This window comes from Paenibacillus silvestris, from assembly GCF_009882985.1.
GTDB classification, from domain to species: Bacteria; Bacillota; Bacilli; order Paenibacillales; family NBRC-103111; genus Paenibacillus_E; species Paenibacillus_E silvestris.
Genome location: NZ_WTUZ01000040.1, coordinates 371129 through 390303, shown reverse-complemented (window position 1 = coordinate 390303; position 19175 = coordinate 371129). Strand labels below are relative to the sequence as shown.

Below are 19175 nucleotides of genomic sequence, written 5' to 3'. Positions count from 1 at the left end.
AGATGAAAACAATCGGCTTTATTGATTATTACTTGGATGAATGGCATGCGGAGAAATATCCAGAGTGGATAGAAGCCGCCTCAGAAGGCAGAATGAAAGTTACCTATGCCTACGGCCAGAGCAATCTTGAAGGCAAACTGACCAATGCAGCATGGTGCGAAAAAAAAGGCATTCAGCTGTTGGATTCCATTGAAGCAGTCGTCGAACAGAGTGATTATCTGATCGTGTTGTCACCGGATCATGCTGAGTTCCATGAGGAGCTTGCGCAGCTTCCTTTGCGGTCAGGCAAGCCGACCTACGTTGACAAAACCTTTGCGCCGAACTGGGCTGCGGCAGTCCGCATGTTTGAGCTTGCCGAGCAGCATAGGACGCCGATGTACTCCACTTCGGCCTTGCGGTTTGCTGCGGAATATACGGGGCTGAATATGGAGGGAATCGAGTCCATCTGCGCGTTAGGGCCAGGAAGCTTTGAAACGTATGCGATTCATCAGGTTGAGCCCATCGTTTCCCTTATGGGTACGGATGTGAAACGCGTCATGTGGACGGGGACCTCGAACACACCTTCACTAATCATCGGGTTCGCGAACGGACGTCAGGCGACGATCAACCATTATGGCGCTAACTGCCCGTTCAGCTTAGCCCTGCGTTCTGAGCAGGGGGAGTCACAGTTTCTGAAAATTGAATCCAATTTTTTCGGGGCTTTTATTGAGAATCTTGTGCGATTTTTTGATTCGGGAGTCCCTGCTGTTCCTAAGCAGGAAACGATTGCGATTGCTGCCATATTGGAATATGGCAAGAAGGCTGCGGAAACACCGTTTCAATGGTTGGATTTGCCGGAGTGAGTGGACTTACGTGGGCTGCCGCCGTGCGAGAGGGCATTGTAACGATGTTTATCATCGTTACAGGAGAGGAAAGTGCAGCCCGGAGTGCTCTGCGTGGCACACAACGATGTATTACATCGCTGCGACAGCCGCTGCCGAGTAAAAGGTTCGTCCAGTGGGAACTACAGGCCGCTATTTCGGTGAAAAAGCACATTTTCCACATGTAGGAGGAACTACGGTCCGCTATTTTGGCAATTTCACCGGAAAAACTTGCCATGGAGGCTGGATAAGGCCCTGTAGTTCCGCTCCGAGAGGAAAAAGCTCGTTTTCCTCGAAATAGGGGACTCCAGTTCCGATATGCAAAGGCTTAGCGGGTTCCCGCTAAGTATTATGTAATTTGTTTGGCTGTTGAGGTGGAAGTTGGCTGAGAAGTGATGAGTTAGATCGGGTGTACGTTGCAGGAAGAGTAAGTAGCTAACACTGAACATGGCGGAGTTTGATCCGTCATGTGTTTTTTATACCAAGACTCGTACGCTTAATTGCTGCAGTTTCCACCTGCAAGGGAAACTGTGCTCCGTTATTTCTCCGATTTCACCCGGAAAACGTGAAAAATCGGCCAAATAAGAGCCTGTAGTTCCCCCCAGCGTGGAAAAAGCTCGTTTTCCTCGAAATAGAGGACTCCAGTTCCCTTAGTAAAGCCTGAGCCGGGTTCCCGCAAAGACTCCGCTTGCAGACGACATCAAAAAAGCATCCATTTCCCTCCTATACAGGCAGGAGGAAACGGATGCTTTTTCACGTCTATTCAACCTTTATTCAAACTCTCCGGATGGGATTTCATCCAATTCTCTCTCTAATTCGAGGTTGACCTTCTCGTCATTCTTTTCTTTTCCGTCGTTGAAGACTTTGATTTTGACTTCTGCCGTCTCGCCTAGATAAGAGGCTTTGATTTTAGCTGCCCCTTTTTTCACCGCCGAGATGGTACCGTCTACAGCAACGGTGGCGACTTTGTCATGGGAGGAACGATACTTCGGCCCGACGGTAATAATTTCAGTTTTGCCATCTGAATAAGTTGCAATTAATGGCGTCACTATCGTTTCACCTTTGACTAGCGAGACTTTCTTTTGATCAAAAGAAAGCTTCTTCAACTCGACGACCGTCACGATCGAGGTGGCCGTTTTACCCTCGAATTGGGCGGTAATTTCGGTTGTGCCGACCTTCAGCGCCGTAATGGACCCGTCTGCGGCTACCGTTGCCACTTTCGGATTGCTGGAGGTGAAAGTTGCTCCCGTAAACACAGATTGCGTTCCATCCGAATAGACGGCTGTAGTAACTGCTATTTGTTTATCATTTTTCACAAGTCGATAAACAGGTGCGTCCAGCTTCATGCCGGTAAGAACAGGAGCCGTCCTTGTAATGTTGACGGATTTCTCGTTTGTTTTGCGGCCATCCACATAAACGGAGATGCTAACGGTATTGGCTCCAACCGTCAATGGAACAAGGCCGCTGAAATCGCCATTGGTTGCAAGGGCAGCCGGCACACCATTGAGTCGTGCTTCCGCCGAACCTGGCCCCAGCACTTCTACATTGCCCTTGATCTCAAAGTTCGCTAGCGGTGTGCTGACGTTCGTGTAGGCCAAATGACCTCGCAGAATTGCTGCTCTAACGTCATCTCCAACTTTGTAAGTGCGGGCAACGAGCTGACGTCTGGTTCTCACGCCAGATGCATCGAGCGCAGAGATGACAAAGCCGCCTTGTGGAATCACACTGTTGTTCGGTGAGATATTCGTCCAGTTCCACGTTAGTGCTTGCTGCTGATTAACGACCTTGCTAACTTTGCCGTTGCTCTCAACGATAGCTTCGACGCCGAAGGTAGATGTGGCTGTTGATTGCCCAAATGAATCGGAGTACATGTTCAGGTTGTTTTCGTTACGACTCACATTGTATAAATCTCCTTCAAGAAAGGCGTTGTTATTGCCCGGAACGCTGGAGCCTACCTGATAATCCTTGACATATTCCACATTCTGGATAGATGCTTTTACAACGGGCCAATTGACCTGCGAGTAATCAAAAAGCATGAGTCCATTCGACTGCGATAACCCGGCTTGGAACACCGAGCGCTGAAGCGGAGGATCTTGAATATTCGCAAGTGCAATACTGGCGTACATGGGTACTTCACCATTGGTAACAATGTTACCGAGAGTAATGTGGTGCTCGATCTCTTTTTGCGTCGTCTGATAGGTGCCTATCATAAGAAAATCGATGTTTTTCGTGTAGCCTGTTGCGTAATACGAATCTGTGTATAGGCTGTCTTCAGGGAATTGGAGACGGCTGTCATAGCGGAAATTCGGGCTGCCCCAGTGAACACCATTCAGGTAGTAAGATTCAAACCATGAGCCTACATAGGCAGAGGATTGAACTTTTTTGCCTTTTAAAGCTGAGTAGCGATCAGTAAGTGCGCGTACATCGTCTGTAAACGTTTTGATAGTGAGCGAGCGGAACTCCCACCAATCGTCGATAAGCGGACCGTTTTGACGGACATTATTCACATAGGAAAATACATCCGCCGGCCAGTTCGTCAACTGTTTGCCGCGTGAGGCAAGGAAATCTTCAAATTTCGTGCGTGTTAAAGGACTGAAATCAGCTGTTTCATTATCATAGCGAGTACGGTCGAGCACGACGCCATCGACATCATAATTTTTGATGACTTCTTCCATATTTTTTAATTCGAAAGCTCTGACGTCATCATTCGCTGGGTTTACGAAGGCAACGAGCGATTTGCCCGACTTAAAATAGTTGCTCTCGCGAAGCCTTAGAATTTGACCGCCATCCTCAGGACGGAAAACATGCTCTTCCCAGTCCAAATGTTGATTCAAAAGTCCATATTCGTTATGAGCCGGAGAGCCTTCGGCAAAAACGTTGAATGCTGCGTGTATTTTGATGCCCATCTGGTGCCCATACGTAATGAATTCTTCGAGCATGTCGAGGTTAGGGTTCGCACCAGCGCGGGTCGGCGCCTTCATCTGAGAGATGTGCGGGCGGCCCGTCAAGTCGTTTTTCTTGTAGTTGGCGAAACCTTCCACGCCTTTGACATCCAGTGCAATAGCCGTAACGCCGGCATCTTTTGCTTTAATCAACATATCCCGTACATTTTCAGGAGTCTGAAGCTTGAAAATATTCGTCCCTTGATCCACCCAGAGGACGACTTCCTTCGCAGCTCCCGTTTGTTTCTTATAAAATACAATCAACGGCTTGCGGTCATTTTCGACCCCATTCTTGGCGGCGACAACGTCGAGGTAATTCACGCCTTCAGCAAGGGCCATGTCAATTAGGAACGTCTGATCCGCTCTAAGCGTCACATTCGTTTGATTGACTTGGACGGAGTAGGGGGTGCCCGGCTCTACGTTTTCTAACTTGCCAGAAATGGTCAACTTTGGCACGGTAACGGTAGACCAGTCATCATTATTCAATTTCAGCTGTGCTTTCAGACCTTGACCCGTCATTAATGCAGTCACAGGGACGACTTCACCGTTTTTGCGCAGCTTGATGGTATCTCCAACCTTAAAATTTTTCGCTAAATACTGTTTATACGTTTTGTTGGCCCAGCTATCATCGTTTGCAACGAGAACATAGCCTCCTTGCGGGATGAGAAGGTCCGTAGGGCCTGTCCAGACTGGCACACCGCCATTCACAGAAGGATTAACAACACGTGTCACATGATTGGCAGCATCAACGACAACGCCAACAGAAGTCATGCCCACCGTGATTTGAGTGGCATATTCCGGTGTGAAGAGTGCCACATAATCCGTAATGCCGCTCACGCTTTTGTCAACATAGTTAATCTGTTTGCGTGGGCCTTCGATATCAATGGTGATATCTATAGGTGCGGCTTCAACTTCAATGTAGTCTGCCTCGCTGGGAGCAGCCGAAACACCCGTCCCTGCCGCAGAGGCTCCGATTGGCCAAAGAGCAGTGATCATCGCTAACAAAAGTGAAAAAATGAGCCATTTGGACGTCTTCCATGGTTTCATGTTACTTTCACGATCCTTTCAATTAGAAGCTAATTTCTTTTCCTAATTTGCTGGATTCATAGATGCCGCATAGAATTTTCATCATTTCAACGCCATCCTGCACAGGGGAGAGAGTCTCCTTTTTACCTTGGCACACTTCAACGAAGTAATTAATCTCTTGTTGAAAACCGGCCACAAAATCGAAGGAAAGGTTATTGATCTGCGGTGTTAGGTTCAGAATGGTGTCGTATTTCTCGGTCACGATAGACAGTGCTGGTTCCAATTCTGCGCCGCCTTTATCGCCATACAGCTTAACGGTAAGCTCATCTTCCTTAGCATGAAGCGTGAAGCTGACATCAACGAGAATGGAAGCTCCATTTTCAAAACGGATCAACGCATTCGCCATATCCTCCACGGTATTGTGTGTGGAATCGTAATCTGCCGCTTTGTAGAAAGCGAGGTTTTTCACGTTGGCACGATTACCCAGTTTATTGTAGGTGTTGCCGGAGACGGATTTGACCTTCGGTCTTCCCATAAGATACCAACAAAGATCAATCACATGTACGCCAACATCGATCAGCGGGCCGCCGCCTGAACGTTCCACATCGGAGAACCAACCGCCAGGATTGCCCAGACGGCGAATACAGGATGCTTTGGCATAATAAATTTCACCTAGTTCACCATGATCCAGGAAAGATTTGACGATACCGGTATTCGAGGCATACCTTCGGACAAAGCCAACCTGCAGCGTTTTGCCAGAGCGATGAACAGCTTTTTCAACAGCTAACGCTTCTTCCACTGTTTTGCAGAGCGGCTTTTCAGTGAGCACGTTCTTGCCTGCCTCTAGTGCTGCGATGGAAATGGGTGCGTGGCTGTTGTTCCACGTACAAATGCTTACCGCATCTATTGCCGGGTCTGCAAGAAGCTCCTTATAATCCGTGAACACACGGCTAATGCCATACTTCTCAGCTTTTGCTTTTGCACGTTCCTCATTCAAGTCGCAGATGGCGTAAAGCTCTACATCCGGATTGCTTTGATAGGATCTTAAATGCATTTCAGAAATTGAGCCAGCTCCAATTACAGCTATTTGTAATTTGCTCATCGTAAAAACACCTCATTTTGGGTTATTTTGGAAATGTTAAATAGAACTACTAAACAGCATGGATGGTCGGCCATTCCAGCTCAATTCCGAAACTTACCAACATGCGTTGAAATTCCCGAAGCTCGGATTCTTGATTCCGAATGTCGCGGGGCTTCAGCTTGCGATCGATACAGCGGCTAGCCAAAAAGCCTGCGGCCTCTCCGATATTCCATTCGACGGGATGGAGGCGATAGCAGCCGTTCGTAATATGTGTAACGCCAAGGTTTTTGCAAGCCGGCAGCAGATTGTTCATTCGAATTGGAATCAGACTGCCCAGCGGAATCTGGAAAGGGAGCGAGGAGATATCGATATAATGGCGATTGCCTGTGCTCGGATGCAGGTCAATGCGATAGCACCCGATTCCGACGGAGTCATGGAACTGTTCAGCTTTGCCATCCGCGCGGCAATCGGTACTCACATGCTGTTCGAGCACAGTAAACTCGGCTTTAATCCGGCGGGATTCCCGTATATAGGGATACATCGCGAGCCCGTCGTCCGTTCCGACAACATCTTTGCGCAGCCGCAGTCCTGGATAGCCTGTGCCCCCGTCTGGGCGCGGTGCTTCCGTCTGAAGCCAGTAGAGCAAGGAGAGACTGAGCTGCTTGGCATCCCACAGGTGCTGTTCTCGTTCACTTTCACTTACATCAATGACGGATCCCAGCCAATAATCGTTTTGCGGCCAGTTCACCAGTGTGATGCTCGAGGGATAGATGCCTTCCTCAAATTGCGTTGCATCGATAATTCGGCGGTAAAAGAATAGAGAGTAACGCTCTGTACCCTCGAACAGTTCGTATTCGACGGGTTCAAGCGTATGCGGGCGGACGCCAGTCCAACTGAGCAGCCGATCAGGCCAGAAGTCAGCTTGGTATGTCCGCCAAAAATCGTAGCGCTCAGGGCGCTCAATCGTGTGGTCTTCACCTTCGATATAGTCCATGGCAAAGCAGTAAGTAAAGCCCTGCATGTCCTGCGGTAGCGCATCGCCCTTAACCGCATGGGGCTCGCCAGTTTGGCTGTACGACTCGGCTCCTGTTACATACTCGGCTCCGGCAAGCGGCAGAACGTCTCCGCATTCTGTTGCATCCAGATAGTAGGCAGCTTTAAGTTCAATAAGCTCATCGGTCTGTACATGCTTCATCGTAACCATTTGAATGTCAGCGCCATCAACCGATACATCATGTACTTGGTAGCGGTGAAGAATCTGCAATCTGCCGCTGTGAACATAAGGAGCCAACATTCCTTGCAGTACGGCTAATGCCGCTCGCGGCTCATGACACAGCCGGGAAACACCGCCGTTACCAGGGTTCAGGTGACTGCGGGAGCGTGCCTCCTCCGTTAGCGGGAAATGGCGCCGATAATACTCACGCACTCCATCTCGAAACTCGCGATATGTACGTGTACAGCCAAATTGCTCAATCCATCGATGTTCATCGGGGGGGACGGCTTGGCTTGTCAATTGCCCCCCGATCCAGTCGGTCTCCTCGGTTACAATAACCGACTTCCCGGATTTGGCTGCGGCAAGCGCTGCGGCGCACCCGCCGGTACCGCCGCCGATAATGACAATATCGGCGGTGTATGATTTATTGATCTTGTCTGTCAACAATGATCCCTCCTTTTCTCCTGTTTTCGAAGCGGCTGCACAGGCTATTCCCATTGTATTACAGCAGGAAAATAGCCACAGCAGAGGACGATGACTTCTTTTGGTACTTTAATAACCTTTGATGGAGAGAAAAAAGGGATTCATCGTCCGTATGACGAAAATTTTGAATGAAGCATAGACATGGAACGAAAAGGGGCCGTAATCCGTATGAGCGATAGCAAAAAAGTTAGTGCTCTACAGTTAGATGCGAATATGCAAATTGAGTCAAGTGAACAGAATCATCATTGGTACTCACCGCTAGAGATTCCTTTTCAAGTAGCTGGCTTCGGCTGGTTAGAGGAAGAGAAGCGATATCGCAGGCTTCCTGTAGAACCTGAGTGGGAGCTGCCGCTAGCGGTTGATAGGCTAGCCAATTGCACGACTGGCGGCCAAATTCGTTTTACAACAGACGCTATCTCCCTATCTGTCAAGGTTAAACTGATCGGTGCTGCGGACATGTATCATATGCCGGCCACTGGGCAATGCGGATTTGATTGCTACATCGGGGGTCCGGGTGAGCAGGTTTATTACGGAACGACAAAATACGATCAACAGTTGACCGATTATGAAAGCGTGTTATTTACAAATATGAATCGGGAACCTCGGATTATTACGCTGAATTTCCCGTTGTACCAAGGGATTGATGAGGTTTGGATCGGTTTGGACCCGGAAGCACAAATCACACCGCCTCCAGCGTACACCAGCAATAAAAAAATCCTTGTGTACGGGACCTCCATCACCCAAGGAGCCTGCGCTTCCCGTCCTGGGATGTCTTATACGAACCTATTATCGCGCCGCTTCAATCTAGAGTTCCTAAATCTCGGATTTTCGGGAAATGGAAAAGGCGAGCCCGAATTGGCGCATCTCCTAGCTGAAATCCAGGATCCAGCATGCCTAATCTTGGATTATGAGGCTAACTGTGTTTCGACTGAGCTGTTGCAGCAAACGCTGCCAAATTTCATTGCGATCTATAGGGAAACGCATCCAGTAACACCAATCTTGGTGATATCCCGGATTACACATGCAAGAGAACATTTTGAAGCTCAGATGGCGAAGGACCGGACAGACCGTAAACAAATTGCCAGGCAAGCCGTAGAGGAACGACGTGAGAGGCATGATGTCAACATTTATTTCTGCGATGGTTCACTGCTATTAGGGGAGAATGCGCAAGAATGTACGGTAGATGGTTCACATCCAACTGATCTTGGCTTCCTGCGGATGGCTGACGGACTGACGCCGATTTTGCAGCAAATTTTGGGATAAGGCTTGCTCGAAGGGGTGGTTGAATGAAACTTAGATCGAAATCGTCCGGTCTCGTTGCTCTCGCGATAGTCACTTGTTTCACCGCCTCTGGCTGCAGCATGCAAGCAGATAATAGGAACGGTTCTGAAACTGGCCCAAAAGACAAAACGCCTGTCATCCGAATTGTGGTAAACAGTCTGGGCATGATTTTCCCCGAAGGTATGGATGAGAATAACAACCCTTATCTAGCCTACATAGAGAAAAATACGGGAGTTCAAGTTGGCGTTACACTGCCGCCTCTTAATGGGTATGATGAGAAATTGAACGTCATTATGACGTCGGGGGAGCCCCCAGATTTGCTTAATACAAGCAGTCCTTCCTGGTTTATTAATTATGTCAATCAAAAAGCGCTGACGCCATTAAACGACTATATCGATAAGTACGGAGCGAATCTGAAAGCCAAAATTCCCAAGGAAGCTTGGGATAACGTCACCGTAGACGGCAATATTTATGCCATACCCAGTCTGAATGAGGTGAAAGGGACTGAGCTTATTTATGCCAGGAAAGACTGGCTGGACAAGCTCGGTCTTCGTCCCCCGCGGACTCTGCAGGAGTATACGGCGGTGATGAAAGCTTTTGCAGAAGGGGACCCGGACGGAAATGGGAAAAAGGACACATATGGGCTTTCGATCTTGGAGCGGCTCGGGAGAACTTCACCTTTTCTAGGCGCTTTCGGGGTACAAATGAATGCTTGGTACGAAAGAGATGGCAGACTGGTTTATTCAGGTGTTTTGCCCGAGATGAAAGAAGCGCTTGCTTACCTGCATAGCTTGTATGTACAGGATATTTTGGACCCGGAATTTCCTCTGAACAAAATTGATGTGCTTGGCGAAAAAATCGCATCTGGGAGAGTCGGTCTTTATTCTGCCGCTTGGTCCGACACTCGCTCGCATATTGCCGAGAGCCGTAAAAATGATCCCAAAGCGGATTGGATTCCGCTTGATTTTCCCATTGGACCCAGTGGTAAGCACGGGGTGTACAGCACCTCCAACGTTCGCTCTTACAATGTTGTGCCACTTAAGAGTCAGCATGCAGAATCCGTGGTCAAATTTCTTGATTTCATTGCAGGGCCAGGTCAACAAAGTTTGAAGCTTGGTTTTGAAAATGAGGTTTGGACCAGGGTGGGCGACAAGCTTTCCATTCGCTTTGATGAGCACACCAAACAAGGCTATAGGGGGATCTACGGGGCTTTGGCAGATACGGTGGAGCCGGCGATGACTCGGGATCGTTTGAAAGCGCTGGGCGAGCCGTTCAAGCTGTATGAAAATTTGCAGCAGATCGAAGGCAATCTCATGGAAAATCGTTTTAACGGACCACCAACGCCTGCTATGGGCAAGCATCAGATGAAGCTTTCGAAGCTTCAAGAAGAAACCTTTACGCGCATTATCGCGGGGATGAGTCCGATTGAGGAATTCGATGTTTTTGTGAAAAAGTGGAAGGAAGCCGGCGGTGATGAGATTACCGGGGAAGTGAACGAATGGTGGCGGGATACCGGGAAGCAGCCAGAGAAGCCGGGGAATTGACCCGGTACAAATGGAGGGACCACCAACATGGCCATTGACATCGTGCCAAAATTGCGAAAAGTGCTAACTGGCTTCATTCAGGTTAGATTAACGTGGTATTTTTTACTGATCTTACTTCCGCTTTCCGGATTCAGTCTTTTTGCCATAGCCAAATCACAGATGATCGTGGAAGTACAGACGGGCGAGAGGACCCAAGGGGCCTTGCATACCATGGCGGATTATATAGACCTCTCGCTTCAAAACATCGAGCAGCTATCCTCATTAATTGCTTTTGATATGAATATGAATGCGACCTTGCAATCTGTCGGTCAAGAACCGAAGAAGCAATCGTTCGTGCAATTCGCTCAGGTGATGGACCAAATCACAAGTATGACGAATGTTAATCTCATGGTAGATCAAATTACGATTATCCATATGCCGTCGCGCACCGTGATTTCTACTAAACTTGGGGGCAGCAAGCTGCCGGAGGGGGCGGAGAAGCAAGAGTGGTATGTGCGATTGATGGAAGCGGGTGGCGGGACATATTTCTATACTCCTCAAGATGGGGAATCGTATTTCGATGCGGACAGTGTTCACTTGATTCGCACGATGGACCCTTATAATCGAACGTTGATTAATCCTAACTTGCTAGTCATTTCTATTAAAAAAAGTGCATTGATTGAGCAAGCCAAACCGTTACTCCCTTCTAAAAATGCGAACATTTATTTATTTGGCAGCAATGGCAAGCCGATTACCGGAACAGGTGCAAGCTTCAAAACGCAGGTTTGGGACAAAAAGGAAGAGGTCAGGTCAATCCGCAAATCTCCTCAGTCAGGACAAGAGATGGTTACGATTAGCGTGAAGTCGAAGCTGTCGGGTTGGTCGCTCATGATGGAGCAGCCGCTGTGGGAAATTCGAAGCCATACGGATTCGCTCAAAGTGTTTACCTACGGCATCGTAGTGGTCAGTCTGGTGCTTGCGATTGTGATTTCTTGGATCGTTTATCGAGGTATATCAGCTCCTCTTCGCAAGCTTGCCTATGGGATGAAGCAGCTGCGGACCGGCAATTTTACCATCCAATTGGAAGATAAACGTGTGGACGAGCTAGGGTACGTGATTGAGTCTTTCAACCGAATGGCCCAAAATCAGAAGACGTTGATCCGCGACCATTACGAGAAGCAATTATTATTGTCCAAAATGGAACTGAAATTTTTGCAGTCGCAAATTAATCCGCATTTTCTTTACAACACGTTGGACTCGATCTATTGGACCGCCAAAAATTATGAGGCAGATGAAATCAGTGAGATGGTGCTGAATCTGTCGAAGTTTTTCAGGTTAAGCTTGAATAAAGGAAATGAGACTTTTTCAGTTGCAGAGACAATCATTCATTTGACATATTATATTAAAGTCCAGCAATTGCGGTTTTTGGACCACTTTACCGTTAGGTACGAGATTGCGGAAGAGAGCAAGCCTTATCATGTGCTGAAGCTGCTATTGCAGCCGTTAGTGGAAAACGCCGTTTTGCACGGACTGGAGAAACAGAGTGAAGGTGGAGATCTCGTCATTTCTTCCTATTTGCAGGGACCCATGCTCGTGTTGGAGGTTAGTGATAATGGGGTTGGCGTGAATCCGGAGAGACTTGCCTACATTTGTGATAAACTGGAGGAAGCAGCCAAGCAAGCGGCTGAAGGTATTTCTACCGATCGTAAAAAAGAGAAAGATCTGTTCGGTCTGCGGAATGTAGTCGCTCGGATGAAGATGTATTATGGCGATGAAGCCTCTTTTCGTTTCGAAAGCCGCGCAGGATATGGCACGCGAATGACGTTATGCCTTCCACTTGATAAGTGTATAACGGCTTTGGAGGATCAAGTGGGCTGATAAAGTTTCCATTATAAATAGGGAGGGTGAGCTTATGATCTATGTAATTGTTCTAATCCCCGTGCTCGCACTTATCATTTATGCTTTGGTTAAAATGACACAAAAAGTCAGGGATAAAGTCGAGACTGCCAAAGTCATTCAAATGTCGACCTATCAATCCAAAAAGAAGACACCCACGAATACGCAGGTTTGTTCTTTCTGCCGGAAGAAGCAGAAGAAGCTGGCATTCTACTCGGACGAGAATGGCAAGGTCGTGGGGGTTTGCTCCGTTTGCAAGCCGCAGGCTGAACGCCGGGCGTTGATGCGGCTGTGAATGGAATTACATAGAGCCTTAGTGGAAATTCCACTAAGGCAATTTGTAGTCCCGATGAGAACTAGAGTCCTCTATTTCGAGGAAATGAGCCTTTTCCTCTCGGAACGGAACTCCAGGGTCTTATCCTGCCCCCATGGCCTGTTTTTTCGGTGAAACAGGCAAATTAGCGGACCCTAGTTCCCACTACTGGTGGAAAATGTGCCTTTTCACCGAAATAGCGGCCTGTAGTTCCTATTGGACGACTCTTACCTGTTTAGTAAACAGCCGCTGCGCGGCTTTTTTTGATTTTCAACACATTTTCTCACAAGTAATCTCTCAGCAAAATGAAAGGGTTATCAGGCCAAAAATGAGCCATATCAGTTAAACTGATAGAACTTATAAATTCATTATAATTGACCTGCAACTAAACCTATGATAGCTTCAAGAGAGTGAAATTTTATGTGACAAATTAATTGGGGAATTTCTTATTACTGCAAGATATGAGAGGTGGATTTTGTTGGAACTTCAAGTAACAAACAGTCCTTTTAATCAGGAACAAGTAGAGCTGCTTAATCGTCTACTACCTACTTTAACAGAATCACAAAGAGTTTGGTTAAGCGGTTATTTCACAGCAATGAATGGCGCAGCAGGATCAGTTAGTGTTGGCACAGCTCCTGTAACTGCTGCAGCACCAGCAGCGCCAAGTGTAGAGGCAATTTCCAAAGAATTGACAGTGCTCTTCGGATCTCAGTCCGGTAAAGCCCAAGGTTTGGCCAAAAAGTTCTCCAAGAAGCTTGAAGAACAAGGATTTCAGGTAACGCTTTCTTCCATGTCCGATTTCAAGCCGAATGCTTTGAAAAAGGTACAAACTTTGTTGGTTATTGTCAGCACCCATGGCGAAGGAGTTCCGCCGGATAATGCGATCTCATTCCATGATTTCCTTCATAGTAAAAGAGCTCCTCAATTAGATGGCTTGAAGTATTCTGTGCTTTCACTCGGGGATACATCCTATGAGTTCTATTGTCAGACGGGAAAAGATTTCGACAAGCGTTTGGGTGAACTCGGCGGTAAAGAGCTTGCTCCGCGCGTAGATTGCGATGTCGATTTCGACGAACCAGCAGCAGAGTGGATGAGCAGCGTACTTAGTTCTCTGAGCGCATCTTCAGCCGCGTCATCCGCCACAGTGGCAAGTAGCGCTGTTAGCTCCACTACGAGTGGTGCAGAGTCCGAATATTCCAGAACGAATCCATTCCAGGCTGAAGTCCTTGAGAACTTGAATCTGAATGGACGCGGGTCAGACCGCGAAACGCGGCATGTTGAGATTTCCCTTGAAGGATCGAACCTGCAATATGAGCCAGGCGACTGCTTAGGCATCTATCCGGAAAATCATCCGCAACTGGTCGAGGAATTGATTGCAGCAATGAGCTGGAATCCGGAAGAACTCGTTACAATTAATAAAAACGACAAACGTTCCGTACGTGAAGCATTAACACATAATTTTGAAATTACAATTCTGACGAAGCCGCTAGTTGAACAAGTTGCGAAATTAACTGTGAATACGGACCTGAATGGGCTTGTAGCTGCAGGAAACGAACAAGAGCTTAAATCTTACATCAGCGGCAAAGACCTGCTTGATTTGGTTCAGGATTATTCGCTGCAAGGTATCGCAGCAGCTGAGTTTATAGCGGTTCTGCGCAAAATGCCAGCTCGCTTATATTCCATTGCAAGCAGCTCCAAAGCATTCCCAGATGAAGTGCATGTAACGGTTCGTACGGTGCGTTATGAATCGCGTGGTCGCGAACGTTACGGCGTATGCTCGGTTCAATTGGCTGAAAGAGTAAAAGCAGGCGATGCACTGCCGGTTTACATTCAGAACAATCCGAATTTCAAATTACCTGAAAGTTCAGATACCCCTATCATTATGATCGGACCTGGAACTGGGGTTGCTCCTTTCCGTGCATTCCTTGGCGAGCGTGAAGAAACGGGTGCAGAAGGGAAATCATGGTTGTTCTATGGCGATCAGCATTTCTCTACAGACTTCTTGTATCAGATTGAATGGCAGCGTTGGTTGAAAGACGGCGTTCTAACGCGCATGGATGTTGCTTTTTCGCGTGATACGGATCAGAAGGTCTATGTGCAGCATCGCATGCTTGAGAAGAGCAAAGAACTGTATCAATGGCTGCAAGAAGGAGCTAGCGTATATGTCTGCGGGGACGAAAAACGCATGGCTCATGATGTTCATGAAACATTGGCAAAAATTATTGAACAAGAGGGCGGTTTCAGCTCAGAAGAAGCTGCTGAATACTTGTCCCGGATGCAACAGCAGAAACGCTATCAGCGGGACGTTTACTAAGACGAAACCGTTGATTGCTAGAGGAGAGAGCCGATATGTCAGAAAACAATTTATTGTCGAAGAACAGTGCACCGCATAGCGATGTTGAACACATTAAACAAAGAACGAACTATTTGCGGGGGAGCCTCGCAGAGACGCTTCTAGGTACGATCACGGGATCAATTCCTGAGGATGATAACCGCTTGATGAAGTTTCATGGCAGCTACATGCAGGATGACAGAGATCTGCGCAATGAGCGTCAGAAGCAAAAGCTTGAGCCAGCTTATCAGTTCATGCTGCGCGTACGTGCAGCCGGCGGTATAGTGACTGCGGACCAATGGCTTATGATGGACCGCGTTGCACAGAAATACGCGAATGGAACCATCCGCTTAACGACTCGACAATCTTTCCAGCTTCACGGCGTTCTGAAATGGAACATGAAGAAAACGATTCAAGAAGTCAATGCCTCGCTGCTTAGCACGCTGGCAGCCTGCGGTGACGTTAATCGTAACGTGATGTGCAACCCTAATCCTTACCTTTCGGATGTGCATGGTGAAGTTTATGAGTGGGCTTGCCGAATCAGTAACCACCTAGATCCACAAACTCGCGCCTACCATGAAATTTGGTTGGATGGAGAGAAAGTCATTGACAGTCAAGACGCTGAGCAAGAACCTATTTACGGCAAAGTGTACTTGCCGCGTAAATTCAAAATCGGTATCGCCGTTCCACCATCTAACGATGTAGACGTGTTCTCACAAGATCTTGGTTTCATTGCCATTGTGGAAGATGGAAAGCTGAAAGGCTTTAACGTTTCCGTTGGCGGCGGCATGGGCATGACGCATGGCGATACGCTGACATACCCACAGGTTGCCCAAGTGATTGGATTCGTTACACCGGATCAAGTCGTGGATTTGGCAGAAAAAACCGTCACGATTCAGCGTGATTATGGTGATCGTTCCGTGCGTAAGCATGCACGTTTCAAATATACAATTGATGACCGCGGCATCGAGTGGTTCGTTGAAGAGCTAACTGCGCGCCTTGGTTGGAAGCTTGAAGCAGCGCGCCCTTATCAGTTCGACGATAACGGAGATCGTTACGGCTGGGTAAAAGGAAGCAATGGCAAATGGCATTTCACCCTGTTTATCCAGAATGGACGCGTCAAAGATGAAGATAATTATCAGCTGTTAACTGGACTTCGTGAAATTGCCAAAGTACATTCCGGTGATTTCCGATTGACAGCAAACCAGAATCTAATTATCGGCAATGTTAGCCCTCAGAAGAAGAAAAAGATCGAAGAGTTAATCAAGGAATATGGCCTTACAGATGGTCTTCAGTACTCCGCATTACGCAGAAGTTCCATGGCTTGCGTGTCACTTCCGACATGCGGCATGGCGATGGCGGAAGCCGAGCGTTACCTTCCTGATCTGATGGACAAAATCGAGCCGATGCTGGATGAAGCAGGTCTTAGCGAGAAAGAAATCACTATCCGGATGACAGGCTGCCCGAACGGTTGTGCACGCCCAATGCTGGCTGAGCTTGCGTTTATTGGTAAAGCACCTGGCAAATATAATATGTACTTGGGTGGCGGCCACGCGGGTAACCGACTCAACAAGCTGTATAAAGAAAATATCGGCGAAGCAGAGATTCTCCAATCGCTTGGGCCGATTATTACCCAATATGCCAAAGAACGTTGGGATGGCGAGCACTTCGGTGACTTCGTTATTCGTGCTGGCTATGTGAAAGAAGTTCGTTCCGGACAAGATTTTCACGCATAAGAGTTAATCTCATAAGGGCTATCCTGAAGATCTCTTTGGATCTGAAAGGATAGCCCTATTTTGAATGTAAAAAAGAAGCTTGTGGTAAAATATTGCAAAGGTTGACTTAAAAGGAGTACAACGATGAGTGATGCTGTCGTCTCGGCTATTACCAAAGCACAAAACAGAAAATGCTTGTTCCATTTTACACGCGCGAAAAATTTGCCGGCCATTGTGCATTTCGATACGTTATTTTCAAGTTATCAAATGGATCCTTCTCAGATCGGCGAACGCCGGTTAGCGCCAAGGCATTTGCCATATCAAGACCAACAGGTTACGATCAATTCTCATTTGAGAATAGCGGATAGCATGATCGATCCCTCTACGACAATTGAGGAATTTCGGGCGTTTCTGGACCGGCATGTCTTTCTATGGCCAACATTAAAAGATTGCCAAAAAATGATGGCAACGTACGCTAGAAGGGAGCCAGAGGAAGCTTTTGCCGTGCTGGCATTCGATGCGTCTGCTTTACTGATGAGCTACTTCACCCAAGTTACGCTCTCGAAATACGACTCTGGCAGTTCGCCGCGATTCCCTAATCATTGTTCGTATAAGAAAAGTTTGGCTATGTTTTTGCCAGTAGAACAGTTTGGCCTTGTCAAGAATGACTTAGTGCCAAGCACTCCATCGCAGATCAAAGAGGTTCTAATCGATGGCCAGATGGAGGGTGTGTCCGAGCTTCTAACAGCTGTTTATGTCAGCAATGGGGGAGAAATTCCTGCGAACTGGCGTGATTTGGCGCGTCCATGGACGAATATTACCGACTAATTTCGACTAAACAAGCATCTACCTGACACTATCCCTCATACACTGTTACAACCAGGAATTCATGCGTTTAACAGCGGTCTGACGAGGAGGGGTATAGGTGAGATATACCGTACAGTATATATCTCTGAGTAAAATTAAGTCGGAGAGTGCCACAACCACAACCTCACAGCGGAAAAAAGAGTTGAAAAAAGTAGCGCAAGATCTGATGCATGTATTGGTTGTGCAAAAAAGTAAAAAAGACAAAGGTTATATCATCATAGACGGGCATCATCATTTGAATTTCCTCAAAAAACATACCCATAAACAATCAGCCGTGTGCCTTGTTGATGAGAGCAGACTATCTGCAAGCGTTGGCAAATTTGTGGATCGTTTTCGCAAGCAGCCACTGCCCTACGACACTCCAGCTATCAAGTCGGACCGGGTAACCGTCAGCAGTTGGTCGATCATACGGACATTTCTGAAACGCGAACCGCGGTTTCGTAAGCTTTCGCGCAGGCAGCAGTTGAAGGTGCTTCGGATAGGTATGCAATATAAGAAAACAACGGTGCGGAGCATGCAAGATAAGGTCGATGAACTAGTCAAAAAAATGGTCACGCGTTAAAATAGATTGAACGTTAATGGGCTGCTGAGGCAGTTCTTTTTGTTTTTTGTCATAGCACTGGAATTGTAAACGATGAGTGAATTTCAAGGAATTTCAGCTTTTGAACAAACGGAATGAGGTATAATTAGAGGTGTGAAGATGACTAAAGGAGTGATTGTACCCATGATAGAGAACGTACGCACGAGTAATGTACAGCGATTTGCCGGATTCGGTGCGTTGTACGATCAGAATCGTCCTACGGCTCCGCAGGAAGTCGTTAAGTTGATTACAACGTACTTGCAGCATAAACCGCAAACCGTTGTTGACGTAGGATGCGGCACGGGGCTTTCAACTTTTATATGGCTGGATGAAGCGAAGCAAATCATTGGAGTAGAACCAAATGATGATATGCGATCTGTTGCCATAAGCAAGTGGGAGTCGATACATAAACCGGACAATATGCGCTTTGTAAAAAGACTTTCACATGAGCTGGAGCTGCCGTCTGCCTCTGCTGACGTAATTACCTGCTCGCAGTCATTCCATTGGATGGAGCCGCAAAGCACGCTGCGTGAGTTCGCGCGCGTACTCCGTCCTGGCGGAATCTTTGCTGCATACGACTGTGACTGGCCGCCAGCGCTGGATTGGAAGATTGAGGAGCAGTATAAGCGGCTTCTGGCTTTAGGCGACGCTAGGGCGCTAGAGCTGGCTCCGCCAGAGCAGCAAGCGCACAAATGGGATAAAGAGGGGCATTTGCAGCAAATTCGCGACTCAGGCTTATTCCGATATGCAAGGGAGATCGTTTTTCATAACTGGGAAACGTGCGATGCTGAGCGCTATGCGAGTCTAGCTTTCAGCCAGGGAGGCTTGCAAACGGCGTTGAAGCTTGGTGCGGCTGAGCTGCAAGCAGAGTTTTCGGCTTTCCGTGAGCAAGTAGCCGAAGCTTTCGGTGGTGAGGAACGGGAGATTCTGTTCGGTTACCGGTTACGTATGGGTGTGGTTTAGGCTTCAAATGATCGGCTATGATGGATTTCTCATCATAGCTTTTTTTTGTTTCTTCGAGCTGTAACAGATCAATTGGGCGATATAAGTGCTTATATAGTTA

At 47.6% G+C, this 19175-nt stretch carries 14 protein-coding genes; 11 read left to right on the top strand and 3 right to left on the bottom strand.

The window, feature by feature from the left end:
* The first annotated feature begins 2 nt into the window (after positions 1-2).
* Positions 3-842: a Gfo/Idh/MocA family oxidoreductase gene (locus tag GQF01_RS33710; RefSeq protein ID WP_161411663.1), complete on the top strand. Its 840-nt coding sequence runs from the start codon at positions 3-5 to the stop codon at positions 840-842.
* On the top strand, positions 839-1048 hold the full coding sequence (locus GQF01_RS33705) for a hypothetical protein (protein ID WP_161411662.1): 210 nt from the start codon (positions 839-841) through the stop codon (positions 1046-1048). The genes GQF01_RS33710 and GQF01_RS33705 overlap by 4 nt, the downstream gene beginning before the upstream one ends.
* 582 nt (positions 1049-1630) lie before the next feature.
* On the opposite strand, the gene GQF01_RS33700 is transcribed toward GQF01_RS33705, so the two are convergent.
* Genes GQF01_RS33700 through GQF01_RS33690 form a run of 3 tightly spaced genes read right to left on the bottom strand, consistent with a single transcriptional unit; the run spans position 1631 to position 7554 of the window.
* Positions 1631-4849, bottom strand: coding sequence for a family 10 glycosylhydrolase (locus GQF01_RS33700; RefSeq protein WP_161411660.1), 3219 nt, complete (start codon positions 4847-4849; stop codon positions 1631-1633).
* A 22-nt stretch (positions 4850-4871) separates the two neighbouring features.
* A complete protein-coding gene (locus tag GQF01_RS33695) occupies positions 4872-5930 on the bottom strand; it encodes a Gfo/Idh/MocA family protein (protein WP_161411658.1) in 1059 nt (352 codons plus the stop codon).
* A gap of 49 nt (positions 5931-5979) precedes the next feature.
* Positions 5980-7554, bottom strand: coding sequence for an FAD-dependent oxidoreductase (locus tag GQF01_RS33690; protein WP_328803603.1), 1575 nt, complete (start codon positions 7552-7554; stop codon positions 5980-5982).
* A 219-nt stretch (positions 7555-7773) separates the two neighbouring features.
* Between GQF01_RS33690 and GQF01_RS33685 the strand changes: the two genes are divergently transcribed.
* From GQF01_RS33685 to GQF01_RS33645, 9 genes are all read left to right on the top strand, one after another.
* Positions 7774-8868, top strand: coding sequence for an SGNH/GDSL hydrolase family protein (locus GQF01_RS33685; protein WP_161411654.1), 1095 nt, complete (start codon positions 7774-7776; stop codon positions 8866-8868).
* 23 nt (positions 8869-8891) lie between these two features.
* Entirely contained in the window at positions 8892-10430 is a 1539-nt protein-coding gene (locus GQF01_RS33680) for an extracellular solute-binding protein (RefSeq protein ID WP_235960792.1), read from the top strand.
* 27 nt (positions 10431-10457) lie between these two features.
* Entirely contained in the window at positions 10458-12287 is a 1830-nt protein-coding gene (locus GQF01_RS33675) for a cache domain-containing sensor histidine kinase (RefSeq protein WP_161411652.1), read from the top strand.
* Positions 12288-12321: 34 nt separating this feature from the next.
* Positions 12322-12600, top strand: coding sequence for a hypothetical protein (locus GQF01_RS33670; RefSeq protein WP_161411650.1), 279 nt, complete (start codon positions 12322-12324; stop codon positions 12598-12600).
* Between the two features lie 496 nt (positions 12601-13096).
* Positions 13097-14932 (top strand): assimilatory sulfite reductase (NADPH) flavoprotein subunit, encoded by a 1836-nt coding sequence (locus tag GQF01_RS33665; RefSeq protein WP_161411646.1) that lies wholly within the window; start codon positions 13097-13099, stop codon positions 14930-14932.
* A gap of 35 nt (positions 14933-14967) precedes the next feature.
* On the top strand, positions 14968-16686 hold the full coding sequence (cysI, locus tag GQF01_RS33660) for an assimilatory sulfite reductase (NADPH) hemoprotein subunit (RefSeq protein ID WP_161411644.1): 1719 nt from the start codon (positions 14968-14970) through the stop codon (positions 16684-16686).
* A gap of 123 nt (positions 16687-16809) precedes the next feature.
* Complete coding sequence (locus GQF01_RS33655; RefSeq protein ID WP_161411637.1) at positions 16810-17493, top strand: DUF7002 family protein; 684 nt, start codon at positions 16810-16812, stop codon at positions 17491-17493.
* A 97-nt stretch (positions 17494-17590) separates the two neighbouring features.
* Positions 17591-18094, top strand: a complete 504-nt coding sequence (locus tag GQF01_RS33650) for a hypothetical protein (RefSeq protein WP_161411635.1) — start codon at positions 17591-17593, stop codon at positions 18092-18094.
* Positions 18095-18256: 162 nt separating this feature from the next.
* On the top strand, positions 18257-19075 hold the full coding sequence (locus GQF01_RS33645) for a class I SAM-dependent methyltransferase (RefSeq protein WP_161411633.1): 819 nt from the start codon (positions 18257-18259) through the stop codon (positions 19073-19075).
* Positions 19076-19175: the final 100 nt, after the last annotated feature.

Excerpts from the sequence above, each read along its gene's own strand:
- GQF01_RS33710 (WP_161411663.1), top strand. The coding sequence starts at position 3 with ATGAAAACAATCGGCTTTATTGATTATTACTTGGATGAATGGCATGCG.
- GQF01_RS33700 (WP_161411660.1), bottom strand. The coding sequence starts at position 4,849 with ATGAAACCATGGAAGACGTCCAAATGGCTCATTTTTTCACTTTTGTTA.
- GQF01_RS33695 (WP_161411658.1), bottom strand. The coding sequence starts at position 5,930 with ATGAGCAAATTACAAATAGCTGTAATTGGAGCTGGCTCAATTTCTGAA.
- GQF01_RS33685 (WP_161411654.1), top strand. The coding sequence starts at position 7,774 with ATGAGCGATAGCAAAAAAGTTAGTGCTCTACAGTTAGATGCGAATATG.
- GQF01_RS33680 (WP_235960792.1), top strand. The coding sequence starts at position 8,892 with ATGAAACTTAGATCGAAATCGTCCGGTCTCGTTGCTCTCGCGATAGTC.
- GQF01_RS33675 (WP_161411652.1), top strand. The coding sequence starts at position 10,458 with ATGGCCATTGACATCGTGCCAAAATTGCGAAAAGTGCTAACTGGCTTC.
- GQF01_RS33670 (WP_161411650.1), top strand. The coding sequence starts at position 12,322 with ATGATCTATGTAATTGTTCTAATCCCCGTGCTCGCACTTATCATTTAT.
- cysI (WP_161411644.1), top strand. The coding sequence starts at position 14,968 with ATGTCAGAAAACAATTTATTGTCGAAGAACAGTGCACCGCATAGCGAT.
- GQF01_RS33655 (WP_161411637.1), top strand. The coding sequence starts at position 16,810 with ATGAGTGATGCTGTCGTCTCGGCTATTACCAAAGCACAAAACAGAAAA.
- GQF01_RS33645 (WP_161411633.1), top strand. The coding sequence starts at position 18,257 with ATGATAGAGAACGTACGCACGAGTAATGTACAGCGATTTGCCGGATTC.